An 18,341-nucleotide genomic window follows, 5' to 3' on the forward strand; every position below is an offset into this window, starting at 1 on the left:
CATGGCCGATCAGTCACGGATGACCCTCTTGCTGCTTTCACGATTGTGGCGCCGTGGCGTGCTGCTCGCGTGCCTGCTGCTGGCGGTGCCGGCGTGGAGTGCCGATATCCTGCTGACGGCTGCCGAAGACGGCGCCGGGGTGCAAGCCTTCACCCAGGCCCTTGCCCAGCAGCGCCCCGAGGACCGGGTCAGCTTCACCCTGCTCAAGGACTTGCCGGCACCAAGCAAGTTGCCCGCCGGCACTCGCTTGATCCTCCTGGACCTGCCCAGCCTCGATTGGCGCCTGCTGGATACCCAGGGACCGCCGACCCTGGTGCTGCGCATCAGCCGCCTGCAGGCGCGGCAACGCCTGGGTAATACGCACCCGGCCAAAATCAGCCTGCTATGGAGCGACCCGCCGCTGGAGCGCCAGTTGCGCCTGATCGCCGACACCCTGCCGCAGGCGCGACGCATCGGTGTGCTTTACGGTGCCGACAGTGAATTCCTGCTGCGCGAGCTGATCCGGTTTGCCACCCCCCTGGGCCTGGAAATCGTGCCTCAGCTCTGGGACAACACCAGTGACAGCCGCCCGCTGCAAACCCTGTTCAAGAACAGCGATGTGCTGCTCGGCCTTGACGACCCGCAACTGTACAACCCCAAAACGGTAAAGAACCTGTTGCTGAGCAGCTACGCCCAGCAACTGCCCCTGATAGGGCCCAATGCCGGGTTTGTCCGGGCCGGCAGCCTGGCCAGCACCTACAGCGATCAGCCCGACTGGCTTGCCGTGCTCGACCGCCTGCTGGATCACCCGCCGGCCAATTGGCCGCACACGTTGTACCCGCAACACTTCAAAGTCGTGGGCAACCCGCAAGTCGCGCGCTCACTGGGTATCGAACAGGTTGATGAAACCGCCGTCGCCGCCCGCTTGGCCGAAGGAGAGAAACGCCCATGACCTTGCGTCGCCGTTGGGATATCAACACCCGCACCCAGCTCATTACCCTGGGCCCCGCGTTATTGTTGACCCTGCTGTTGATCAGCTTCTTTACCTTCGTACGGATCCAGGATTTGCGCCAGGAGCTGGACCACACCGGCCAATTGATCGCCAACCAACTGGCGCCTGCGACTGAGTATGGAGTGATTTCCGGCAACAACGATGTGCTTGAAGCGCTGCTGCGTGCGACCTTGGCCACGCCTCACGTGCGCTTCCTGGAAATTCAGAACAGCGCCGAAAACATTCTGGTGTATGTCGAGCAGCCGTCGGAAAGACATGACCGCTCGCTGTCCGTGAAGGTGTTCCAGGCGCCAATCCGCCTGCAACACATCCAGCTCAACAATGACTTTTTCCAGGACAACCTCAACGAACCCAAGGCACCCCGAGCCGACTACCTGGGGCGGGTGATTGTCGGCATGTCCAATGACGCGTTCAGCCAGCGCCAGCAGGAAATCCTGTTCAAGGCCGGGATCCTGGCGCTGTTCGCCTTGCTGTTTACCTTCCTGCTGGCACGACGCCTGGCGGCAAGCCTGTCGCAACCAATAAGCGCGATGGGCCATGCGGTCAAGGCTATCCAGCAAGGCGATTACAAAACCCCGCTACCGATTGTCGATGACTCGGAGCTGGGTGACCTTTCGCGGCATATCAACAACCTGGCCGAAGGCCTGAACCAGGCCAGTCGCGAGCAGCAACAAGCCATGGCCCAGTTGATCCAGACCCGCGAGGAGGCCGAGCGTGCGAACAATGCCAAATCAGATTTCCTGGCGATGATGAGCCATGAACTGCGCACGCCCATGAACGGCGTGCTGGGCATGTTGCAACTGCTGGAAACCACCGACATGACTGCCGAACAGACCGAGTACGCGGCGCTGGCCTCCGAGTCCACCGAGCACCTGCTCAAGGTGATCAACGACATCCTCGACTTCTCACGCATTGAGCGCGCCGCCCTGGAACTGGAACATATTGCGTTCAACCTTGCCGACCTGATCAACAGTTGCGCCCAAGCCTTCCAGCACAGTGCCCAGCAACGCGGGCTGAGCCTGGAGCTGCCGATTCCTGCGGGCATGGAGGCTCTACGGGTGCGAGGCGATCCGACGCGGATCCGGCAGATCCTGGTAAACCTGATCGGTAATGCGTTGAAATTTACCGAACGCGGCAGCGTGACCGTCGAGCCCCATTGGCAAACCCTGGACCACGAACTGGTGTGGTTCACCTGCACCGTGCGCGACAGCGGTATCGGTATTTGCGCCGAACGCCTGGAGCTGATGTTCGATGCGTTCCAGCAGGCCGACAGCTCCATTTCCAGACGTTACGGCGGGACTGGCCTGGGCTTGCCCATCGCCCGCACCCTGGCCGAACGCATGGGTGGCACCTTGCGGGCCCAAAGCGAAGAAGGCCGGGGCTCGGTGTTTACCCTGGAAATCCCGCTGGCCATCGATCAGCAACAAGTACAGGCCATTACACCCGACGCCCTCGGCAAGGCCAGTGCCGGCGACGGACGCCACGTATTGCTGGTGGAAGACAACCCGGTCAACCGTACCGTGGTCGAAGCAATGCTGCGCAGCCTGGGCTTTGAAGTCAGCCTGGCCACCGACGGCGCCGAGGCGATCCGCAGCGCCGAGAGCCTGATCTTCACTGCTATCCTGATGGATTGCCGGCTGCCATTGATCGACGGCTACGAAGCCACTCGCCAAATTCGCCAACTGCCTGGCTGCGCCGATCTGCCGATCATCGCCCTGACGGCCAATGCCTTGCAGGGCGACCGCGAAGCCTGTCTGGCAGCCGGAATGAACGATTACCTGGCCAAGCCGTTCAAACGCACGGATTTGCAGCAAATCCTGCAACGCTGGGTGCAATAGCGCCGCGCCATCAACCAACTGCGACTGGCGTGAAAGACGAAAGTGCGGCAGTCTTAGGCACCCGAACGGGCCGATAAACAGGTCCGGTTTAAAATTTCAGTGAACAAGTGTACATTGAGTGCCTTGCCGCTGTGACTTTCACTACAACGCAATAGTCTATGTGTAGGCTGCCGCTATGAGGCATGAACGCTTCATTCGGTTCGGGAAGATTTGCCCAACCCAGCCGCATGGGATTATTGAGGAGCTCGCATGACCAAACAAAACGCCTTTACTCGGGAAGACCTGCTGCGCTGCAGTCGCGGTGAGCTGTTCGGCCCAGGTAACGCGCAACTGCCCGCCCCGAACATGCTGATGGTGGATCGCATCACCCATATCAGCGAAGAAGGTGGCAAGTACGGCAAAGGTGAATTGGTCGCCGAGCTGGATATCACCCCGGACCTCTGGTTCTTCGCCTGCCACTTCGAAGGCGACCCTGTGATGCCAGGCTGCCTGGGCCTCGACGCCATGTGGCAACTGGTCGGCTTCTACCTGGGCTGGCAAGGCCTGCCGGGCCGCGGTCGCGCCCTGGGTTCGGGTGAAGTGAAGTTCTTTGGCCAAGTCCTGCCGACCGCCAAGAAAGTCACCTACAACATTCAAATCAAGCGCGTCCTCAAGGGCAAGCTGAACCTGGCCATCGCCGACGGTTCGGTGACTGTCGACGGTCGCGAGATCTATACTGCCGAAGGCCTTCGGGTCGGCGTATTCACTTCCACTGACAACTTTTAAGGGTTATCCGCATGCGCCGCGTCGTTATCACTGGTCTGGGCATCGTTTCTTGCCTGGGCAATGACAAAGAGACCGTCACCGCTAACCTGCGTGCAAGTCGCCCTGGCATCCGCTTCAACCCGGAATATGCCGAAATGGGTCTGCGTAGCCAGGTTTCCGGCTCCATCGACCTGCCCCTCGAAGAACTGATCGATCGCAAGATCTATCGCTTCGTCGGCCACGCTGCCGCCTACGCCTACCTGGCCATGAAAGACGCGATCGCCGATTCGGGCCTGAGCGAAGACCAGGTTTCGAACGTACGCACCGGCCTGATTGCCGGCTCCGGCGGCGCATCGACCCTCAACCAGATGGAAGCGCTGGATATCCTGCGCGAAAAAGGCGTGAAGCGCGTTGGCCCGTACCGTGTCACGCGGACCATGGGCAGCACCGTTTCCGCCTGCCTGGCCACGCCATTCCAGATCAAGGGTGTGAACTACTCGATCTCCTCCGCGTGCGCTACCAGCGCCCACTGCATCGGGACTGCCGTTGAGCAGATCCAGCTGGGCAAGCAGGACATCGTATTCGCCGGCGGCGGTGAAGAAGAGCATTGGAGCCAGTCGTTCCTGTTCGACGCCATGGGCGCACTGTCCACCCAGTACAACGAAACCCCAGAGAAAGCCTCTCGCGCCTACGACGCCAAGCGTGACGGTTTCGTCATCGCCGGCGGTGGCGGCATGGTCGTGGTTGAAGAGCTGGAACACGCTCTGGCCCGCGGCGCCAAGATCTACGCGGAAATCGTCGGCTACGGCGCGACGTCCGACGGCTACGACATGGTTGCCCCAAGCGGCGAAGGCGCGATCCGCTGCATGCAGATGGCCATGTCCACCGTTGATACCCCAATCGACTACCTGAACACCCACGGCACCTCGACTCCGGTCGGCGACGCCAAGGAAATGGAAGGCGTGCGCGCGGTATTCGGCGACAAGGCTCCGGCCATCAGCTCTACCAAGAGCCTGTCGGGTCACTCCCTGGGCGCCGCCGGCGTTCACGAAGCGATCTACTGCCTGCTGATGATGGAAGGCAACTTCATGGCCGGCTCGGCCAACATCGACGAGCTGGACCCAGCCGTTGCTGATATGCCGATCCTGACCAAGACCCGTGAAGATGCAAAAATCGACACCGTGATGAGCAACAGCTTCGGCTTCGGTGGCACCAATGCCACCCTCGTGCTGAAACGCTGGCAGGGCAAGTAAGCCTCGCAGGTTGATCACATGAAAAAGCCCCGACTGGTTCGGGGCTTTTTTTTTGCGCTTTGATTTGAAACCGCGTCGCCTTCATCGCAGGCAAGCCAGCTCCCACCTTCGATCGCGTTCATCCTGAAGGAATGCAGTCCAGTGTGGGAGCTGGCTTGCCTGCGAATGGGTCAACCCGGTTCCCCGCCCTACACCGAAAACCGCGCCACCATCGAATTCAGGTCCACCGCCAACCGCGACAACTCCTGGCTCGCCGCGCTGGTCTGGTTCGCCCCGGCAGACGTCTGGTGCGCCAGGTCGCGAATATTCGTCAAGTTACGATCCACCTCCCGCGCCACTGCTGCCTGCTGCTCCGAAGCACTGGCAATCAACAGGTTGCGCTCGTTGATCAGGGTGAATGCCGAGGCGATCTCTTCCAGCGCCGTGCCGGCAGACTTGGCGATATCCAGCGTGGAACGCGCCCGCGTGTTGCTCTGTTGCATGGAACTGACGGCCTGGTCGGTGCCCTGCTGAATCCCACTGATCATCTGCTCGATTTCCTGGGTCGACTGTTGCGTGCGATGGGCCAAGGCACGCACTTCATCGGCCACTACCGCAAAACCGCGCCCGGCATCCCCGGCTCGCGCCGCTTCAATGGCCGCGTTCAGTGCCAGCAGGTTGGTTTGCTCGGCAATCGAGCGAATCACGTCCAGGACTTTACTGATGCCATAGACCTTTTGCGCCAGCGCCTCGACCTGGGTCACATTGGCGGTCACATCGGTAGCCAGGGCTTCAATCGACACCACCGTCTGCTGCACCTGCTCACGGCCCTGCTGGGCAATGCGGTCAGAATCGCGTGAAGCATGGGACGTGGCCACCGCGTTGCTCGCCACCTCTTCCACCGCCGCCGTCATCTGGTTGACCGCCGTGGCCGCCTGTTCGATCTCCTGGTTCTGCTGATGCAGGCCGCGCGTGGCATCCTCCGTCACGCAACTGAGTTCTTCGGAAGCAGAAGCCAATTGGTTGGACGATTCAGCAATGCGCCGGATAGTATCGCGCAGATTCTCTTGCATGCCCTTGAGAGCCTGCTGCAAACGCGCCGGCTCATCGCTGCCGCTCACGCGGATCTCACCGGTCAGGTCGCCGCTGGCCACGCCCTGAGCTACTTTCAGCGATTGGGCCAGCGGTAGCACGATGCTGCGGGTCAGCCAGACCGCCAGGCCAATGGTGATCAATGCCGTGAGGATGATCATGCCAATCACCCCGGTACGCGACTGACTGAAAACGCTTTGCGCGAGGCTGGCCGCCTGGTTGGCACTGGTTTTATTGAGGGTGACCAGATCGCGCAACGTGACGGCGATTTGATCGGCGAGCTGATTCATCTCACCGTTGGCCACTTTGATCGCTTCATCGAGCCGGTTGGCCTTGGAAAACGCCATTACCTGATCCTGACGTTGCAGGTATTGCTGTTCCTGGGCCTTGAAACGATCGAACAGCGTGCGCTCTTCAGGGAGCACGATCAGCCCTTCGTAGAGGGCTTGCGCATGGGGCATGCCATTCTTGAGGTCGGTCAGTTTCTGCTCGTTTTGTGCCAGCGCCTGCGGATCGCGGTTAACCAACAAGCGCAGGGTCAGCGCACGCACGCGCAGCAGGTCCTGATTCATCTCCCCCACCGCCATGACGCTGGGCAACCAGTTGTTCTCTACCTGGTCCGACTGCTGGCGCATATTGGCCATCTGCAACAGGGCAAAGCCGCCCAACGCGAATACCATCAAGGCCAGCACGCCAAAGCCCAAGCCGGCGCGAGGCGCGATATTCAAACTACGGATATTCATGCCTGGATTCCTTCCAAAAAAGTACTGCATCCACCTGCAGTGTGGTCTTGGAAGTTATCGGCACCCTCCGCCATTTATGTAAGACGAAAACGCGATATCAATGCACCTGACCATTGCCAGGCGGCTTGGGCAGGATGGCAAGGAAATTATCCCGCGCCACCTTGTGCGCCACCTCCTCGGGCAATGCATCGAGGAAGGGCTCGAAGCGACGCATCTCCTTACCTAACTTATTGAAACGCCCTACCACGTCAGATCCCAGCATAAAGCGCTCAGGGAAGCGCTCCACCAGCTTCACCCACTCCTGCCGAGGCTGACCCGCCTCATCCAGCAGATAGGGCGTGAGCATGCTCCAGGACAGGTCGATATACAGGTTGGGGTACGCCTCGAGCATGCGGTTCAAGGTGGGCAGCAAAAAGTCCATCTGCACCTGATGCCGGTGAATTTCCTTGCTGGTGCCAGCATGGGCCCAGATAAAGCGCGTATGCGGGTGGTTACGCAACGGCTCTTCGACTTCCGCCAGGTACAGTGGGTTACGCTCTCGCTTGGAAGTGATGTTGGAGTGCAGCATCACGGGCAGGTCGTTTTCGGCGGCCAGGTGGTAGATACGCGTCATGGCTTCGTTGTTGGCGCGGGGCGTGTCGCCTGAGGTCAGGGCGGTAAGGTCGTCATGGCGGGTAAACACTTCACCGATACCCTGCCACAGGCCGGGGTTGAGGTCGATCATGCGCTGGATATGGGCAGCGGAGTTCTTGTCGTTGGGGTTGAAGCCGGCCAGGAACGGGTGAAAGTGCTGGCGCTGCTCGGGGGTCAGCTTATTGACCGCTGCCGCGACAATCACATCGGTGGCGCTGTACCAATAGGCATCGGCGTCATCACCAGCGTAGTAGCGGGGGCGCTTGGGCTCGTCTTCGTGCCATTTCTTGGCCACGGGGATGCCGGAAATCATTACATGTTCGATGCGGTTCTCGGACATCGCCTTGAGCAGTTTGTCCATGCCTGCCGTTTCCTGGAAAAAATCCACGTAATGCATGTGCGCGTCACTGTAGGCATAGTCGCGGGCATGCGCGGCAAGGCTGCTGGCAGCGAGCAACAAGGCAAGACTCAGGCGGGTCCGAAGCACGGTGAAACCTCAATCAGGGCTGATACGGGTAGACCTTGCGCCTACCTTCGAGGTTCAGCGCGGAAAAACTGGAACACTTGGGCGCCAGCATGCTCTATAACTGCATGACCTTCATCCTGCCCCTTGAGAGGTTCGCCATGCCTGTTACCGTTAATACATTGAACGCTGAAAACTTCCGTCACAGCGTCAATATCAATCACCACGAACTGTTTACCGACCTGCCAAAGAGCCTGGGTGGCGACGACTCGGCGCCCTCTCCCCACGACTATTTCGATGCTGCGCTGGCGTCATGCAAAGCCCTGACGGTCAAGCTCTATGCGCAGAAGAAAGATATCCCGCTCACCGGCGTGACCGTTGAAGTGACCCACGACGCCGCCGAAGAGCAGAAAGGCAAATACAAACTCAGCGTCAAATTGACCCTCAAGGGTGTGCTGAGCGATGAGCAGCGCGAGGAGTTGCATCGCGTTGCGGACAAGTGCCCGGTACACAAGCTGATGACCACCGCCGAAATCAGCATCGAGACGAAATTATCGGAAGGTGCCTTCAGCGCATAGCGCCAACGTCCCATCGGGCGGGTTATGCTCAGACGCATCCAACCCGCTCAGACAGGGATGCACCATGACCACCCTTACCGTGATCCGCCCCCGCGCCGAAGATGTCGAAGGGCAGCCGATCCTGCGCCCGCTGCCTTCCCGTGAATGCCGTAGCGTCGGGCCCTTTGTGTTTTTCGACCATATGCTGCCCACCGCCTATGCACCGGGTACCGGCATGAATATCCGCCAACATCCGCATATCGGCCTGTCTACCCTCACCTACCTGTTTGAAGGCGCCTTGCAGCACAAGGACAGCCTCGGCTCGGATCAGGTGGTGCAGGCCGGCGATGTCAGCTGGATGACCGCTGGCAGCGCGATTGCCCATGTCGAGCGTACCCCCGAAGCGCTCAAGGCCAGTGGTTTCAACCTGCACGGCCTGCAGGTGTGGCTGGCCTCCCCCAAGGACCACGAGACCGGCCCCGGCCATTACAGCCATCACCCGGCGGCGAGCTTGCCGGTGAGCGATAACCTGGGCGTGCAGGTGCGCCTGATTGCCGGTGATGGTTTCTGTCTCAAGTCACCAGTGCCGGTGCTCTCGCCGACGTTGTATGCCGAGGTGCAGATGCAAACAGCCACCACCTTGCTGATCCCCGATGAGCATGAGGAGCGCGCGGTGTATGTGCTGGAAGGTGAGGCGCAGCTCGACGGTGAGCCGCTGGCAGTGCATAGCCTGGTGGTATTGCCGCCAGGGCAAGAGATGACATTGTTTGCCGAAACCGACTGCCACGTGGTGGTGTTTGGCGGGGCGCCGCTGGACGGGCCGCGGCGGATCAACTGGAATTTCGTGGCGAGCGATCCGGCAGTGATCGAGCACGCCAGACAGCGCTGGGCTGCTGGGGACTGGCCGAGGGTGCCGGGGGAGTCAGAACGAATTGAGTTGCCTGTGAAATAGCTATCGCAGGCAAGCCAGCTCCCACACTGGATGGGTGTACACCTTAAAATGTGGGAGCTGGGCATGCCCGCGATGGCGTCAGGTCAGGCGCCGCAGAGTCAGCCCTTGAACACTTCATCCAACAGGTTATGCATCGACTGGAAAGCCCGCGCAGCGGTCTTCGCGTCGTACATCATCTTGCCTGGCACATTGGCATGGGGATCGGTGAAGGAATGCACTGCGCCGCCGTAGCTCAGCAACTGCCAATCCACACCCGCTGCGTTCATTTCCCCTTCGAACGCTGGCAGTTGCTCTTTGGGCACCAATGGATCGGACGCACCATGCAATACCAACACTGAACCCTTGATGTTTTTCGCATCCGCCGGGTTCGGCGTGTCGAGGGTACCGTGGAAAGAGACAGCCGCCTTCACCGGCGCACCGGTACGTGCCAATTCCAGAGCGCAGCAACCGCCGAAGCAGAAACCGAAGGTTGCCAGCTTCGACTTATCAACGGCTGCCTCGGTCTGGCCTTGCAGTTGCTCGAAGGCCGCCTGCATACGCTTGTTCAACAATGGACGATCATTTTTCAACGGCATCATCGCTGCGCCGGCTTCATCGCCATTGGTCGGGCGTACAGTTTGCCCATACAAGTCGGCAATCAGCACCACGTAGCCTTTGCCGGCAACACTCTTGGCGATTTCTTCGGCACCCGCACTCACGCCCATCCAGTTCGGTGCCATCAGCAGCCCCGGCAGCGGGCCCTTGTGGCTGGCATCGAACGCCAGGCGGCTTTCATAAGACTGGCCATCAATCTGATAGACCACGGAACGTACTGTGACTTGGCTCATCATTTTCTCCAGTTGAGGAGGATTAACGAAAAAACCCGCCGAAGCGGGTTTTTTCTACAACGGTGTTAAACCGACAATTCAACCAACAGCTTGTTCAGTCGGCGCACATAGGCGGCCGGGTCTTTGAGGCTGTCGCCAGCGGCCAGAGCCGCTTGGTCGAAGAGGATGTGCGACAGGTCGCCAAACCGCTCTTCGCTCTGCTCGCCATCGAGTTTCTCGATCAGCGGGTGAGCCGGGTTGAATTCGAAGATCGGCTTGGAGTCCGGGACCTTCTGGCCGCTGGCTTCAAGGATCTGACGCATCTGCATGCCCAGGTCCTGCTCGCCAATGGCCAGGATCGCCGGGGAGTCGGTCAGGCGGTGGGAAACACGCACTTCACTGACTGCTTCGCCCAGGGACGCCTTGATCCGTTCAACCAGGCCCTCTTTGGACTTGGCGACTTCTTCGGCGGCTTTCTTGTCTTCCTCGGAATCCAGGTTGCCCAGGTCCAGGTCGCCACGGGCAACGTCAACGAACGACTTGCCGTCGAACTCGGTGAGGTAGCTCATCAGCCACTCATCGATACGGTCGGTCAGCAGCAGCACTTCGATGCCTTTCTTGCGGAAGACTTCCAGGTGCGGGCTGTTTTTAACCTGCGCGTAGGTTTCGCCAGTCAGGTAGTAGATCTTGTCCTGACCTTCCTTGGCGCGTGCCAGGTAGTCAGCCAGGGACACAACCTGCTCGCCGTCTTCGCCCTGAGTCGAAGCAAAACGCAGCAGGCCGGCGATTTTTTCCTTGTTGGCAAAGTCTTCCGCCGGGCCTTCCTTCATCACCTGACCGAAGTTTTTCCAGAAGCTCTTGTATTGCTCAGGCTCGTTCTTCGCCAGTTTTTCCAACATGTCGAGCACACGCTTGGTCAGCGCCGACTTCATGGAGTCGATGATCGGGTCTTTTTGCAGGATTTCCCGCGACACGTTCAGCGACAGGTCGTTGGAGTCGACCACGCCCTTGATAAAGCGCAGGTACAGCGGCAGGAAGGATTCCGCCTGGTCCATCACGAACACGCGCTGCACGTAGAGCTTCAAGCCCTTCGGCGCTTCGCGCTGGTACAGGTCGAACGGAGCACGGGCCGGTACGTAGAGCAGCGAGCTGTATTCCAGCTTGCCTTCAACCTTGTTGTGGCTCCAGCTCAGCGGGTTTTCGTAGTCGTGGCCGATGTGCTTGTAGAACTCCTGGTATTCCTCGTCCTTGATCTCGGTACGCGGACGGGTCCACAGGGCGCTGGCGCGGTTGACGGTTTCCCATTCCTCGGCAGGCTTCTCTTCGCCTTCGGCAGCCGTCTGTTCTTTCGGCAGCTCGATCGGCAAAGCGATGTGGTCGGAGTATTTCTTGATGATGTTGCGCAGGCGCCAGCCATCAGCGAATTCGTCTTCACCGGATTTCAGGTGCAGCACGATGCGGGTACCGCGATCTGCCTTGTCGACAGTGGCAATTTCAAACTCGCCCTCGCCTTTGGACGCCCAATGCACGCCTTCGCTGGCGTCGAGGCCGGCACGACGGCTGAATACTTCAACCTTGTCGGCAACGATGAAGGCCGAATAGAAGCCCACGCCGAATTGGCCGATCAGATGAGAGTCTTTTTTCTGGTCGCCCGACAGGTTCTTCATGAAATCTGCGGTGCCGGATTTGGCGATGGTACCCAAGTGGGTAATCGCGTCTTCACGGCTCATGCCGATACCGTTGTCTTCGATCGTGACGGTCTTGGCGTCCTTGTCGTAGCTCACACGGATTTTCAGTTCCGCGCCACCTTCCAGCAACTCAGGCTTGGACAGGGCTTCGAAACGTAATTTGTCGACAGCGTCAGAGGCGTTCGAGATCAATTCGCGAAGGAAGATTTCCTTGTTGGAATACAGCGAATGGATCATGAGGTGCAGCAGTTGCTTCACCTCGGTCTGGAAGCCCAGGGTTTCCTTTTGAGTTTCCACACTCATGGTCATCAAACTCCAATTGGATGGCAGTGGCCGCGCCCGAAAGGGTTGGCGGCGGGTTGTCATCAAAGTTGGGGGCTAAGACCGGGATTTCAAGGGCGGGCCAATTCCTCAATCTTGAAATGTGCGCGGGCGGTGGCAATCGGCTCGGCCTCGGTGGTTTGCCAGGCGGTGATCGCCACATTGGCGACGCGCCGGCCCTGGCGGCACACCTGGCATTTGGCGTAAGTGTCGCGAAACTGGCCGGCGCGCAGGTAATCCAGGGAAAAATCGATGATTTTTGGCAGGCCCGGAGCCCCGGTAAATACCCTTAGATGCAGGGCCGCCGACAGCTCCATGAAGCCGGCGATCACCCCGCCGTGCAACGCTGGCAATATGGGGTTACCAATATTGTCCTTGTTGGCCGGCAGGCGAAACAGCAGCTCATCTCCCAGACGGGTGCATTCGATGCCGATCAGCTTGGCGTAGGGCACCAAGCCCAGCAGGGCGTCGTAGTTGCCACGCTCGAGAGCCTGCTCCAGACGGGTCTTGAATCGATGCGTCATGCCTGCTCTCCCTTGATCGTGCTGCCCAGCCCTTGCGTACCTTTTAGGCGCTTGCCCATACGCATGAACGTGCCCACCACATGGGCGATGGGTTGTTGCGGGTCATCCTGATAGGCGAACCCGCGCGTGAAGATCACATCGGTGGTCACCCGGTAACATTGCGCGAAGCCATACACCGGCTTGTGCGGCTCGGCTGCACGCATGTAGTCGATACGCAGGTCCAGGGTCGGGCACACCTCGAATTCGGATAATACGCACAAGGTGGCCATGCCGCAGGCTGTGTCCATCAACGAGGTCAGGGCGCCACCATGAATCACGCAGGTTGCGGGATCAGCAACAAGATGTGGCCCATACGGCAACACCAGGGTCATGCCCTCCTCGCTTGCAGCGTGGACAGCCACACCCAGCACCTGACAATGGCGCAGCGCCGAGACAAAGCGCGCAGCACGCTCTAACAAGGGGTTTTCGGTCATTGTTTTTAGACTCTTATTAGTGTGAAAGCAGCGGACTAAATCGCCGGAAAAAGTTTTTGTGCGAAAAGCGTTATATATCTGTGGGACAAAAGGAACTAATGCTGGCCCCTTGGGTTCGAAAGGCCAGTAGATATCTTCAATAAGGAGAAACACCCCATGCGCAAGACATTAGCTATTTCCATGATGCTGGCCGCTGCACTCGGTCTGGCTGCCTGCGACAAGAAATCCGAAGACAAAGCCCAAGATGCCGCTGCACATTCTGAGCAAGCACAGCAAGACATGGCTAAAGCACAGGATAAAGTGAACGACGCTGCGAAAGAAAACGCCGAAGCTGCCAAAGCTCAGGCTGAATCGAACGCCGAAGCTGCAAAAGAAGCTGCACCTGCCGCACCTGCAGAACCTGCCAAGCAGTAATTGCCGGTTGTGAACCTGTAGTGCTGCAAAAGAAAGCCCGCTTATAAAGCGGGCTTTTCTTTGCCTGCTGTTTTATCCGGCCTTTAAGAAACACTCTCTTTTGCAGCATCCGAAGCTTGCATATTAGTAGGGGTATACACCATCACCTGCAAGACGTCGGAGTGAAACTCGCGGCGATAAAGCACCAATACCACCCCGCTGCTCATCAACATGAACAACCAAGGGCTGACAAACCAGGCCAGCATGGTCATGCCGAAGTAATAAGCGCGCAGCCCAAAGTTGAACTGGTTGGCCGCCATCGAAATCACCCGCGCCGCCCGCAAGGCAAATGCATTGCGCTCCTGCTCCGACACGTGCCGCTCACCAATCATCGGCGCCGAGCCCACCAGCACCGCAGCGAAGTTGTACTGACGCATGCACCAGCTGAAAGTAAAAAACGCATAGACAAATACCAGGGCCAGGCACAGCAACTTGATCTCCGACATGCCTTGGGAGGCCTGCTGCACCATAGGAATGTCTGCCAGCAACGACACCGCCCGCTCGGAAGCACCGAGCACGGTCAGAATACCCGCAAGGATGATCAAGGTGCTGGAGGCAAAGAACGAGGCATTACGTTCCAGGTTGCCGATCACGCTGGCATCGGCGATACGGTTATCGCGCAACAACATGCGACGCATCCAGTCTTCGCGGTACAGGTGCAATACGCTGGCCAGGCAGGCCGTATCCCGGGCTTTCCAGGTGGCATAACGGGTATAGCCACCCCAGCACAGGATGAACCAGAGGGCGGCAAGCAGATGGACTTGATTGGTTTCGACGAACGACATGCGGGTCCTTGTACACAGGATGATAGGGCCGACACGGTCCAAATGTGGGAGCTGGCTTGCCTGCGATAGCGTCTTTGCAGTCACCACCGCGCCAACCGATGTACCGCCATCGCAGGCAAGCCAGCTTCCACACCGACCGGTGTTTTCAACTTGAGATTTTTGACGCCTTCCCCAAAAAAAAGACACTGCCATCGACTCAAAAAAATGCCCCGTATCGTTTGATACGGGGCATTTCAGTGCAGCACAAACCGCGGGTTATGCGACGGCTTCGCTACGCTTGCCCAGCATACGGTCGATCACCACGGCCACCACCAGCGTCATCACTGATGGCACCAACCACGCCAAGCCTTGCTCGCTCAGCGGCAAGTTTGCCAATTGTGTAGGCATCCAACCCGCCAGGCCCGCGCCCTTGAGTGCGTCGATACAACCAAAGATGAATGACACCAACATCACCGGGCCGACGATACGGCCCTGTTCCTGCCAGAAGCCTTTGCAGAAACTCAGGGCTACCAGCACGATGCACGGCGGGTAGATCGCTGTAAGCACCGGAATCGAGAACGCGATCAGTTTGGTCAGGCCCAGGTTGGACACGAACAGCGAGAACAACGCCAGAATCACCACCAGTGTCTTGTAGGACAGCGGCAGGATTTTGCTGAAGTACTCGGCGCAGGCGCAGGTCAGGCCGACGGCAGTGACCAGGCACGCCAGGGAGATCAGCACGGCGAGGAAGCCGCTGCCCAGGGAGCCGAAGGTGTGTTGCACATAAGCGTGCAGTACGGCTGCGCCGTTGCTGGCACCGGCAGCCACGGCATGGCTGCCCGAACCCAGGCGGAACAGGCTGATGTACACCAGCGCCAGGCCCACGCCGGCAATCAGGCCGGCGATAATGGCGTAACGGGTGATCAATTGGGGCGACTCGACACCCCGTGAACGGATCGCGTTGACGATCACGATGCCGAACACCAGCGCACCCAGCGTATCCATGGTCAGGTAACCATTGATAAAGCCCTGGGAGAACGGTGCGGCCACGTATTCCGGCGTAGCGACGCCCACTTCACCGGCCGGCAACGCAAACGCGGCAATGCCGAGGATGGCCAGGGCGATGATCTTCAGCGGCGCGAGGAAGCGGCCCACGGTGTCCAGCAGTCGACCTGGGTACAGGGACACAAAGAACACCACCAGGAAATACACCGAGCTGTAGAGGAACAGCGCCAACGGGCTTTCACCGGTCAGTGGCGCCAGGCCCACTTCGAATGACACGGTCGCAGTACGCGGGGTAGCGAACAGCGGCCCCACCGCCAGGTACGCCGCCGCCGCCAGCAGGCCACCGGCGATCTTGCCGATCGGGCTGCTCAGCGCATCCATGCCACCACCGACCTTGGCCAGGGCAATCACGGTGACCACCGGCAAACCGACCGCGGTGATCAAAAAGCCAAGCGCCGCCATCCAGACATGGGGCCCGGACTGCAAACCCACGATAGGCGGGAAGATGATGTTGCCAGCGCCCACGAACAGGGCAAAGGTCATAAAGCCCAGCGCCAGGATATCCTGGCTTTTCAACACTTTCATTTGAGGAAATACCACACTACTGAATCGGAATTTAGAGAGGGCTTCCCTATGGATGAGGGAAATGCTGCCGGCCCTTATGGGGACCGACCGGTCTAGCGCGCAGCTTCCTTTTGGGATGCGGACGCATAAAGAGGCGGCTAGAGTACAGAATCAGGCTGACAAACGCACTGTTGCGGGGCGAACTGTCCGATAAGCGACATTTGAATGTCGCGTTTTCATACTTAATTGGGCAATGCTGGCCCCTGTGGGAGCTGGCTTGCCTGCGATGGCATCGACTCGATGTGTCTGATGCACCGAGGTGCCTGCATCGCAGGCAAGCCAGCTCCCACACGGGACCAAGTACATCCTCACTCTATTTCAGAATGCACAAAGGCCACCCGAAGGTGGCCTTTGTGTGGTGAAGCGTCAGCTAAGCGCGAGGCTTACTTGACAGCCCAACCGGTCAGCTCGGCCAGGGCCTTGCCGATGTCTGCCAGCGAACGCACGGTTTTCACACCTGCGTCTTGCAGTGCAGCGAACTTCTCGTCTGCAGTGCCTTTGCCGCCAGAGATGATTGCGCCAGCATGGCCCATGCGCTTGCCCGCAGGGGCAGTCACACCAGCGATGTAGGAAACAACCGGCTTGGTCACGTGTGCCTTGATGTAGGCAGCCGCTTCTTCTTCAGCCGAACCGCCGATCTCACCGATCATCACGATCGCTTCGGTCTTCGGGTCTTCCTGGAACAGCTTCAGGATGTCGATGAAGTTGGAGCCTGGGATCGGGTCACCGCCGATGCCGACGCAAGTCGACTGACCGAAACCGGCGTCAGTGGTCTGCTTCACAGCTTCGTAGGTCAGGGTGCCGGAACGGGAAACGATACCGACCTTGCCTGGCAAGTGAATGTGACCTGGCATGATGCCGATCTTGCATTCGCCTGGAGTGATCACGCCTGGGCAGTTAGGGCCGATCAGGACTACACCCAGTTCGTCGCACTTAACTTTAGCGTCCAGCATGTCCAGGGTAGGAATGCCTTCGGTGATGCACACGATCAGCTTGATGCCGCCGAATGCCGCTTCCAGGATCGAGTCCTTGCAGAAAGGAGCTGGAACGTAGATCACGCTGGCAGTGGCGCCAGTGGCTTCTACCGCTTCTTTCACGGTGTTGAACACTGGCAGGCCCAGGTGCTCGGTGCCGCCTTTGCCCGGAGTTACGCCACCAACCATCTGGGTGCCGTATTCAATGGCTTGCTGGGTGTGGAAACTACCTTGCGAACCGGTAATACCCTGGCAGATAACTTTGGTGTCTTTATTGATCAGGACGCTCATTACTTGCCCTCCGCAGCTTTGACAACTTGTTGAGCAGCGTCGGTCAGGCTGGTAGCCGCGATGATGTTCAAACCGCTTTCTGCCAGTACTTTAGCGCCCAGTTCAGCGTTGTTACCTTCAAGGCGAACAACAACCGGGATTTTAACGCCGACTTCTTTCACTGCACCGATGATGCCTTCGGCAATCATGTCGCAACGAACGATGCCGCCGAAGATGTTGACCAGTACTGCTGCGACGTTGGAGTCGGACAGGATGATCTTGAACGCTTCGGTAACGCGTTCCTTGGTAGCGCCACCACCTACGTCGAGGAAGTTGGCTGGCTTGCCGCCATGCAGGTTGACGATGTCCATGGTACCCATGGCCAGGCCGGCACCGTTGACCATGCAGCCGATGTTGCCTTCCAGGGCCACGTAGTTCAGTTCGAACTTGGCAGCGTGCGCTTCGCGCGGATCGTCTTGCGACGGATCGTGGAAAGTCTTCAGCTTGGGCTGACGGTACATGGCGTTGGCGTCGATGTTGATCTTGGCATCAAGGCAATGCAGGTCGCCGTCAGCCTTGATCACCAGCGGGTTCACTTCCAGCAGGGCCAGATCGTGATCCTGGAACAGTTTGGCCAGACCTACGAAGATCTTGGCGAACTGGGCAACTTGCTTGCCTTCCAGACCCAGCTGGAACGCCAGTTCACGACCCTGGAACGGCTGTGCGCCAACCAGTGGATCGATAGTGGCCTTCAGAATTTTTTCTGGGGTTTCGTGAGCGATTTTCTCGATGTCCACGCCACCTTCGGTGGAAGCCATGAACACGATGCGACGGCTCGAACGGTCAACGACAGCGCCCAGGTACAGCTCTTTAGCGATATCAGTGCACGATTCAACCAGGATCTTGGTGACTGGCTGGCCATTGGCATCAGTCTGGTAAGTCACCAGACGCTTGCCCAGCCACTGCTGTGCGAAGGCCTTGGCGTCTTCTTTGCTGCGAACCAGCTTAACGCCGCCCGCTTTACCGCGACCACCGGCGTGGACCTGGGCTTTGACAACCCACTCGCTGCCACCGATTTTGTCGCAAGCTTCTGCTGCTGCTTCCGGGGTGTCTACTGCGTAGCCCTTGGAAACTGGCAGGCCGTATTCAGCGAACAGCTGCTTACCCTGATACTCGTGAAGATTCATGCTTTTT

Annotated in this window: 17 protein-coding genes and 1 pseudogene; 7 read left to right on the forward strand and 11 right to left on the reverse strand. The window is 59.1% G+C overall.

What is annotated here, in order from left to right; genetic code table 11:
• The first annotated feature begins 1 nt into the window (after position 1).
• The 4 genes from JH25_RS21885 (at position 2) to fabB (ending at position 4,826) form a co-directional block, all read left to right on the forward strand.
• A complete protein-coding gene (locus tag JH25_RS21885; protein ID WP_032877084.1) occupies positions 2-931 on the forward strand; it encodes an ABC transporter substrate-binding protein in 930 nt (309 codons plus the stop codon).
• Positions 928-2,829 carry an ATP-binding protein gene (locus tag JH25_RS21880; protein ID WP_032877085.1) on the forward strand — a complete coding sequence of 634 codons (1,902 nt, stop codon included), beginning with the start codon at positions 928-930 and terminating at the stop codon, positions 2,827-2,829. The genes JH25_RS21885 and JH25_RS21880 overlap by 4 nt, the downstream gene beginning before the upstream one ends.
• A 249-nt stretch (positions 2,830-3,078) precedes the next feature.
• Positions 3,079-3,594, forward strand: coding sequence for a 3-hydroxyacyl-[acyl-carrier-protein] dehydratase FabA (gene fabA, locus JH25_RS21875; RefSeq protein ID WP_003210552.1), 516 nt, complete (start codon positions 3,079-3,081; stop codon positions 3,592-3,594).
• 11 nt (positions 3,595-3,605) lie between these two features.
• Positions 3,606-4,826, forward strand: coding sequence for a beta-ketoacyl-ACP synthase I (gene fabB / locus JH25_RS21870; protein ID WP_032877086.1), 1,221 nt, complete (start codon positions 3,606-3,608; stop codon positions 4,824-4,826).
• A 188-nt stretch (positions 4,827-5,014) separates the two neighbouring features.
• On the opposite strand, the gene JH25_RS29340 is transcribed toward fabB, so the two are convergent.
• The 3 genes and pseudogenes from JH25_RS29340 to JH25_RS21860 form a co-directional block, all read right to left on the reverse strand.
• Complete coding sequence (locus JH25_RS29340; RefSeq protein ID WP_371920281.1) at positions 5,015-5,878, reverse strand: methyl-accepting chemotaxis protein; 864 nt, start codon at positions 5,876-5,878, stop codon at positions 5,015-5,017.
• Positions 5,870-6,670, reverse strand: a pseudogene (locus JH25_RS29345) (MCP four helix bundle domain-containing protein); the annotation flags it as partial. The gene JH25_RS29340 and the pseudogene JH25_RS29345, both read right to left, overlap by 9 nt.
• Positions 6,671-6,737: 67 nt before the next feature.
• Complete coding sequence (locus tag JH25_RS21860) at positions 6,738-7,760, reverse strand: amidohydrolase family protein (RefSeq protein ID WP_164699499.1); 1,023 nt, start codon at positions 7,758-7,760, stop codon at positions 6,738-6,740.
• Between the two features lie 137 nt (positions 7,761-7,897).
• On the opposite strand from JH25_RS21860, the gene JH25_RS21855 reads away from it, so the two are divergent.
• Both JH25_RS21855 and JH25_RS21850 read left to right on the forward strand, forming a co-directional pair.
• Positions 7,898-8,314 carry an OsmC family protein gene (locus JH25_RS21855; RefSeq protein WP_005786596.1) on the forward strand — a complete coding sequence of 139 codons (417 nt, stop codon included), beginning with the start codon at positions 7,898-7,900 and terminating at the stop codon, positions 8,312-8,314.
• 64 nt (positions 8,315-8,378) lie between these two features.
• Positions 8,379-9,245: a pirin family protein gene (locus JH25_RS21850; RefSeq protein WP_032877088.1), complete on the forward strand. Its 867-nt coding sequence runs from the start codon at positions 8,379-8,381 to the stop codon at positions 9,243-9,245.
• Positions 9,246-9,343: 98 nt separating this feature from the next.
• Here the strand turns inward: JH25_RS21850 and JH25_RS21845 are convergent, their stop codons facing one another.
• The 4 genes from JH25_RS21845 to JH25_RS21830 all read right to left on the reverse strand — a co-directional run bounded on the left by JH25_RS21845 (position 9,344) and on the right by JH25_RS21830 (position 13,057).
• The gene (locus JH25_RS21845) at positions 9,344-10,072 is read right to left on the reverse strand and encodes a dienelactone hydrolase family protein (protein WP_032877089.1); all 729 of its coding nucleotides are present in this window, start codon (positions 10,070-10,072) and stop codon (positions 9,344-9,346) included.
• A gap of 65 nt (positions 10,073-10,137) precedes the next feature.
• Complete coding sequence (gene htpG, locus JH25_RS21840; protein WP_005786592.1) at positions 10,138-12,042, reverse strand: molecular chaperone HtpG; 1,905 nt, start codon at positions 12,040-12,042, stop codon at positions 10,138-10,140.
• An 89-nt stretch (positions 12,043-12,131) separates the two neighbouring features.
• Positions 12,132-12,584, reverse strand: coding sequence for a PaaI family thioesterase (locus JH25_RS21835; protein WP_005786590.1), 453 nt, complete (start codon positions 12,582-12,584; stop codon positions 12,132-12,134).
• Positions 12,581-13,057, reverse strand: a complete 477-nt coding sequence (locus tag JH25_RS21830; protein WP_032877090.1) for a PaaI family thioesterase — start codon at positions 13,055-13,057, stop codon at positions 12,581-12,583. The genes JH25_RS21835 and JH25_RS21830 overlap by 4 nt, the downstream gene beginning before the upstream one ends.
• Before the next feature lie 156 nt (positions 13,058-13,213).
• On the opposite strand from JH25_RS21830, the gene JH25_RS21825 reads away from it, so the two are divergent.
• The gene (locus JH25_RS21825) at positions 13,214-13,471 is read left to right on the forward strand and encodes a hypothetical protein (RefSeq protein ID WP_005786587.1); all 258 of its coding nucleotides are present in this window, start codon (positions 13,214-13,216) and stop codon (positions 13,469-13,471) included.
• 83 nt (positions 13,472-13,554) lie between these two features.
• On the opposite strand, the gene JH25_RS21820 is transcribed toward JH25_RS21825, so the two are convergent.
• From JH25_RS21820 to sucC, 4 genes are all read right to left on the reverse strand, one after another.
• Entirely contained in the window at positions 13,555-14,295 is a 741-nt protein-coding gene (locus JH25_RS21820; RefSeq protein WP_005786585.1) for a DUF599 domain-containing protein, read from the reverse strand.
• 255 nt (positions 14,296-14,550) lie between these two features.
• Positions 14,551-15,864, reverse strand: coding sequence for a branched-chain amino acid transport system II carrier protein (gene brnQ, locus JH25_RS21815; RefSeq protein ID WP_005786584.1), 1,314 nt, complete (start codon positions 15,862-15,864; stop codon positions 14,551-14,553).
• A 422-nt stretch (positions 15,865-16,286) separates the two neighbouring features.
• A complete protein-coding gene (sucD, locus tag JH25_RS21810) occupies positions 16,287-17,168 on the reverse strand; it encodes a succinate--CoA ligase subunit alpha (RefSeq protein WP_003190013.1) in 882 nt (293 codons plus the stop codon).
• Complete coding sequence (gene sucC, locus JH25_RS21805) at positions 17,168-18,334, reverse strand: ADP-forming succinate--CoA ligase subunit beta (RefSeq protein ID WP_003190011.1); 1,167 nt, start codon at positions 18,332-18,334, stop codon at positions 17,168-17,170. The genes sucD and sucC overlap by 1 nt, the downstream gene beginning before the upstream one ends.
• Between the last annotated feature and the right edge of the window lie 7 nt (positions 18,335-18,341).

The organism is Pseudomonas sp. BRG-100 (genome assembly GCF_000737955.1).
GTDB lineage: Bacteria > Pseudomonadota > Gammaproteobacteria > Pseudomonadales > Pseudomonadaceae > Aquipseudomonas > Aquipseudomonas synxantha_A.

Coding starts and splice junctions, on each gene's coding strand:
- JH25_RS21820 (WP_005786585.1), bottom strand. CDS start 14,295: ATGTCGTTCGTCGAAACCAATCAAGTCCATCTGCTTGCCGCCCTCTGG.
- JH25_RS29340 (WP_371920281.1), bottom strand. CDS start 5,878: ATGCAAGAGAATCTGCGCGATACTATCCGGCGCATTGCTGAATCGTCC.
- JH25_RS21850 (WP_032877088.1), top strand. CDS start 8,379: ATGACCACCCTTACCGTGATCCGCCCCCGCGCCGAAGATGTCGAAGGG.
- fabB (WP_032877086.1), top strand. CDS start 3,606: ATGCGCCGCGTCGTTATCACTGGTCTGGGCATCGTTTCTTGCCTGGGC.
- JH25_RS21825 (WP_005786587.1), top strand. CDS start 13,214: ATGCGCAAGACATTAGCTATTTCCATGATGCTGGCCGCTGCACTCGGT.
- htpG (WP_005786592.1), bottom strand. CDS start 12,042: ATGAGTGTGGAAACTCAAAAGGAAACCCTGGGCTTCCAGACCGAGGTG.
- JH25_RS21845 (WP_032877089.1), bottom strand. CDS start 10,072: ATGAGCCAAGTCACAGTACGTTCCGTGGTCTATCAGATTGATGGCCAG.
- brnQ (WP_005786584.1), bottom strand. CDS start 15,864: ATGAAAGTGTTGAAAAGCCAGGATATCCTGGCGCTGGGCTTTATGACC.
- JH25_RS21830 (WP_032877090.1), bottom strand. CDS start 13,057: ATGACCGAAAACCCCTTGTTAGAGCGTGCTGCGCGCTTTGTCTCGGCG.
- JH25_RS21885 (WP_032877084.1), top strand. CDS start 2: ATGGCCGATCAGTCACGGATGACCCTCTTGCTGCTTTCACGATTGTGG.
- JH25_RS21880 (WP_032877085.1), top strand. CDS start 928: ATGACCTTGCGTCGCCGTTGGGATATCAACACCCGCACCCAGCTCATT.
- JH25_RS21835 (WP_005786590.1), bottom strand. CDS start 12,584: ATGACGCATCGATTCAAGACCCGTCTGGAGCAGGCTCTCGAGCGTGGC.
- sucC (WP_003190011.1), bottom strand. CDS start 18,334: ATGAATCTTCACGAGTATCAGGGTAAGCAGCTGTTCGCTGAATACGGC.
- JH25_RS21855 (WP_005786596.1), top strand. CDS start 7,898: ATGCCTGTTACCGTTAATACATTGAACGCTGAAAACTTCCGTCACAGC.
- sucD (WP_003190013.1), bottom strand. CDS start 17,168: ATGAGCGTCCTGATCAATAAAGACACCAAAGTTATCTGCCAGGGTATT.
- fabA (WP_003210552.1), top strand. CDS start 3,079: ATGACCAAACAAAACGCCTTTACTCGGGAAGACCTGCTGCGCTGCAGT.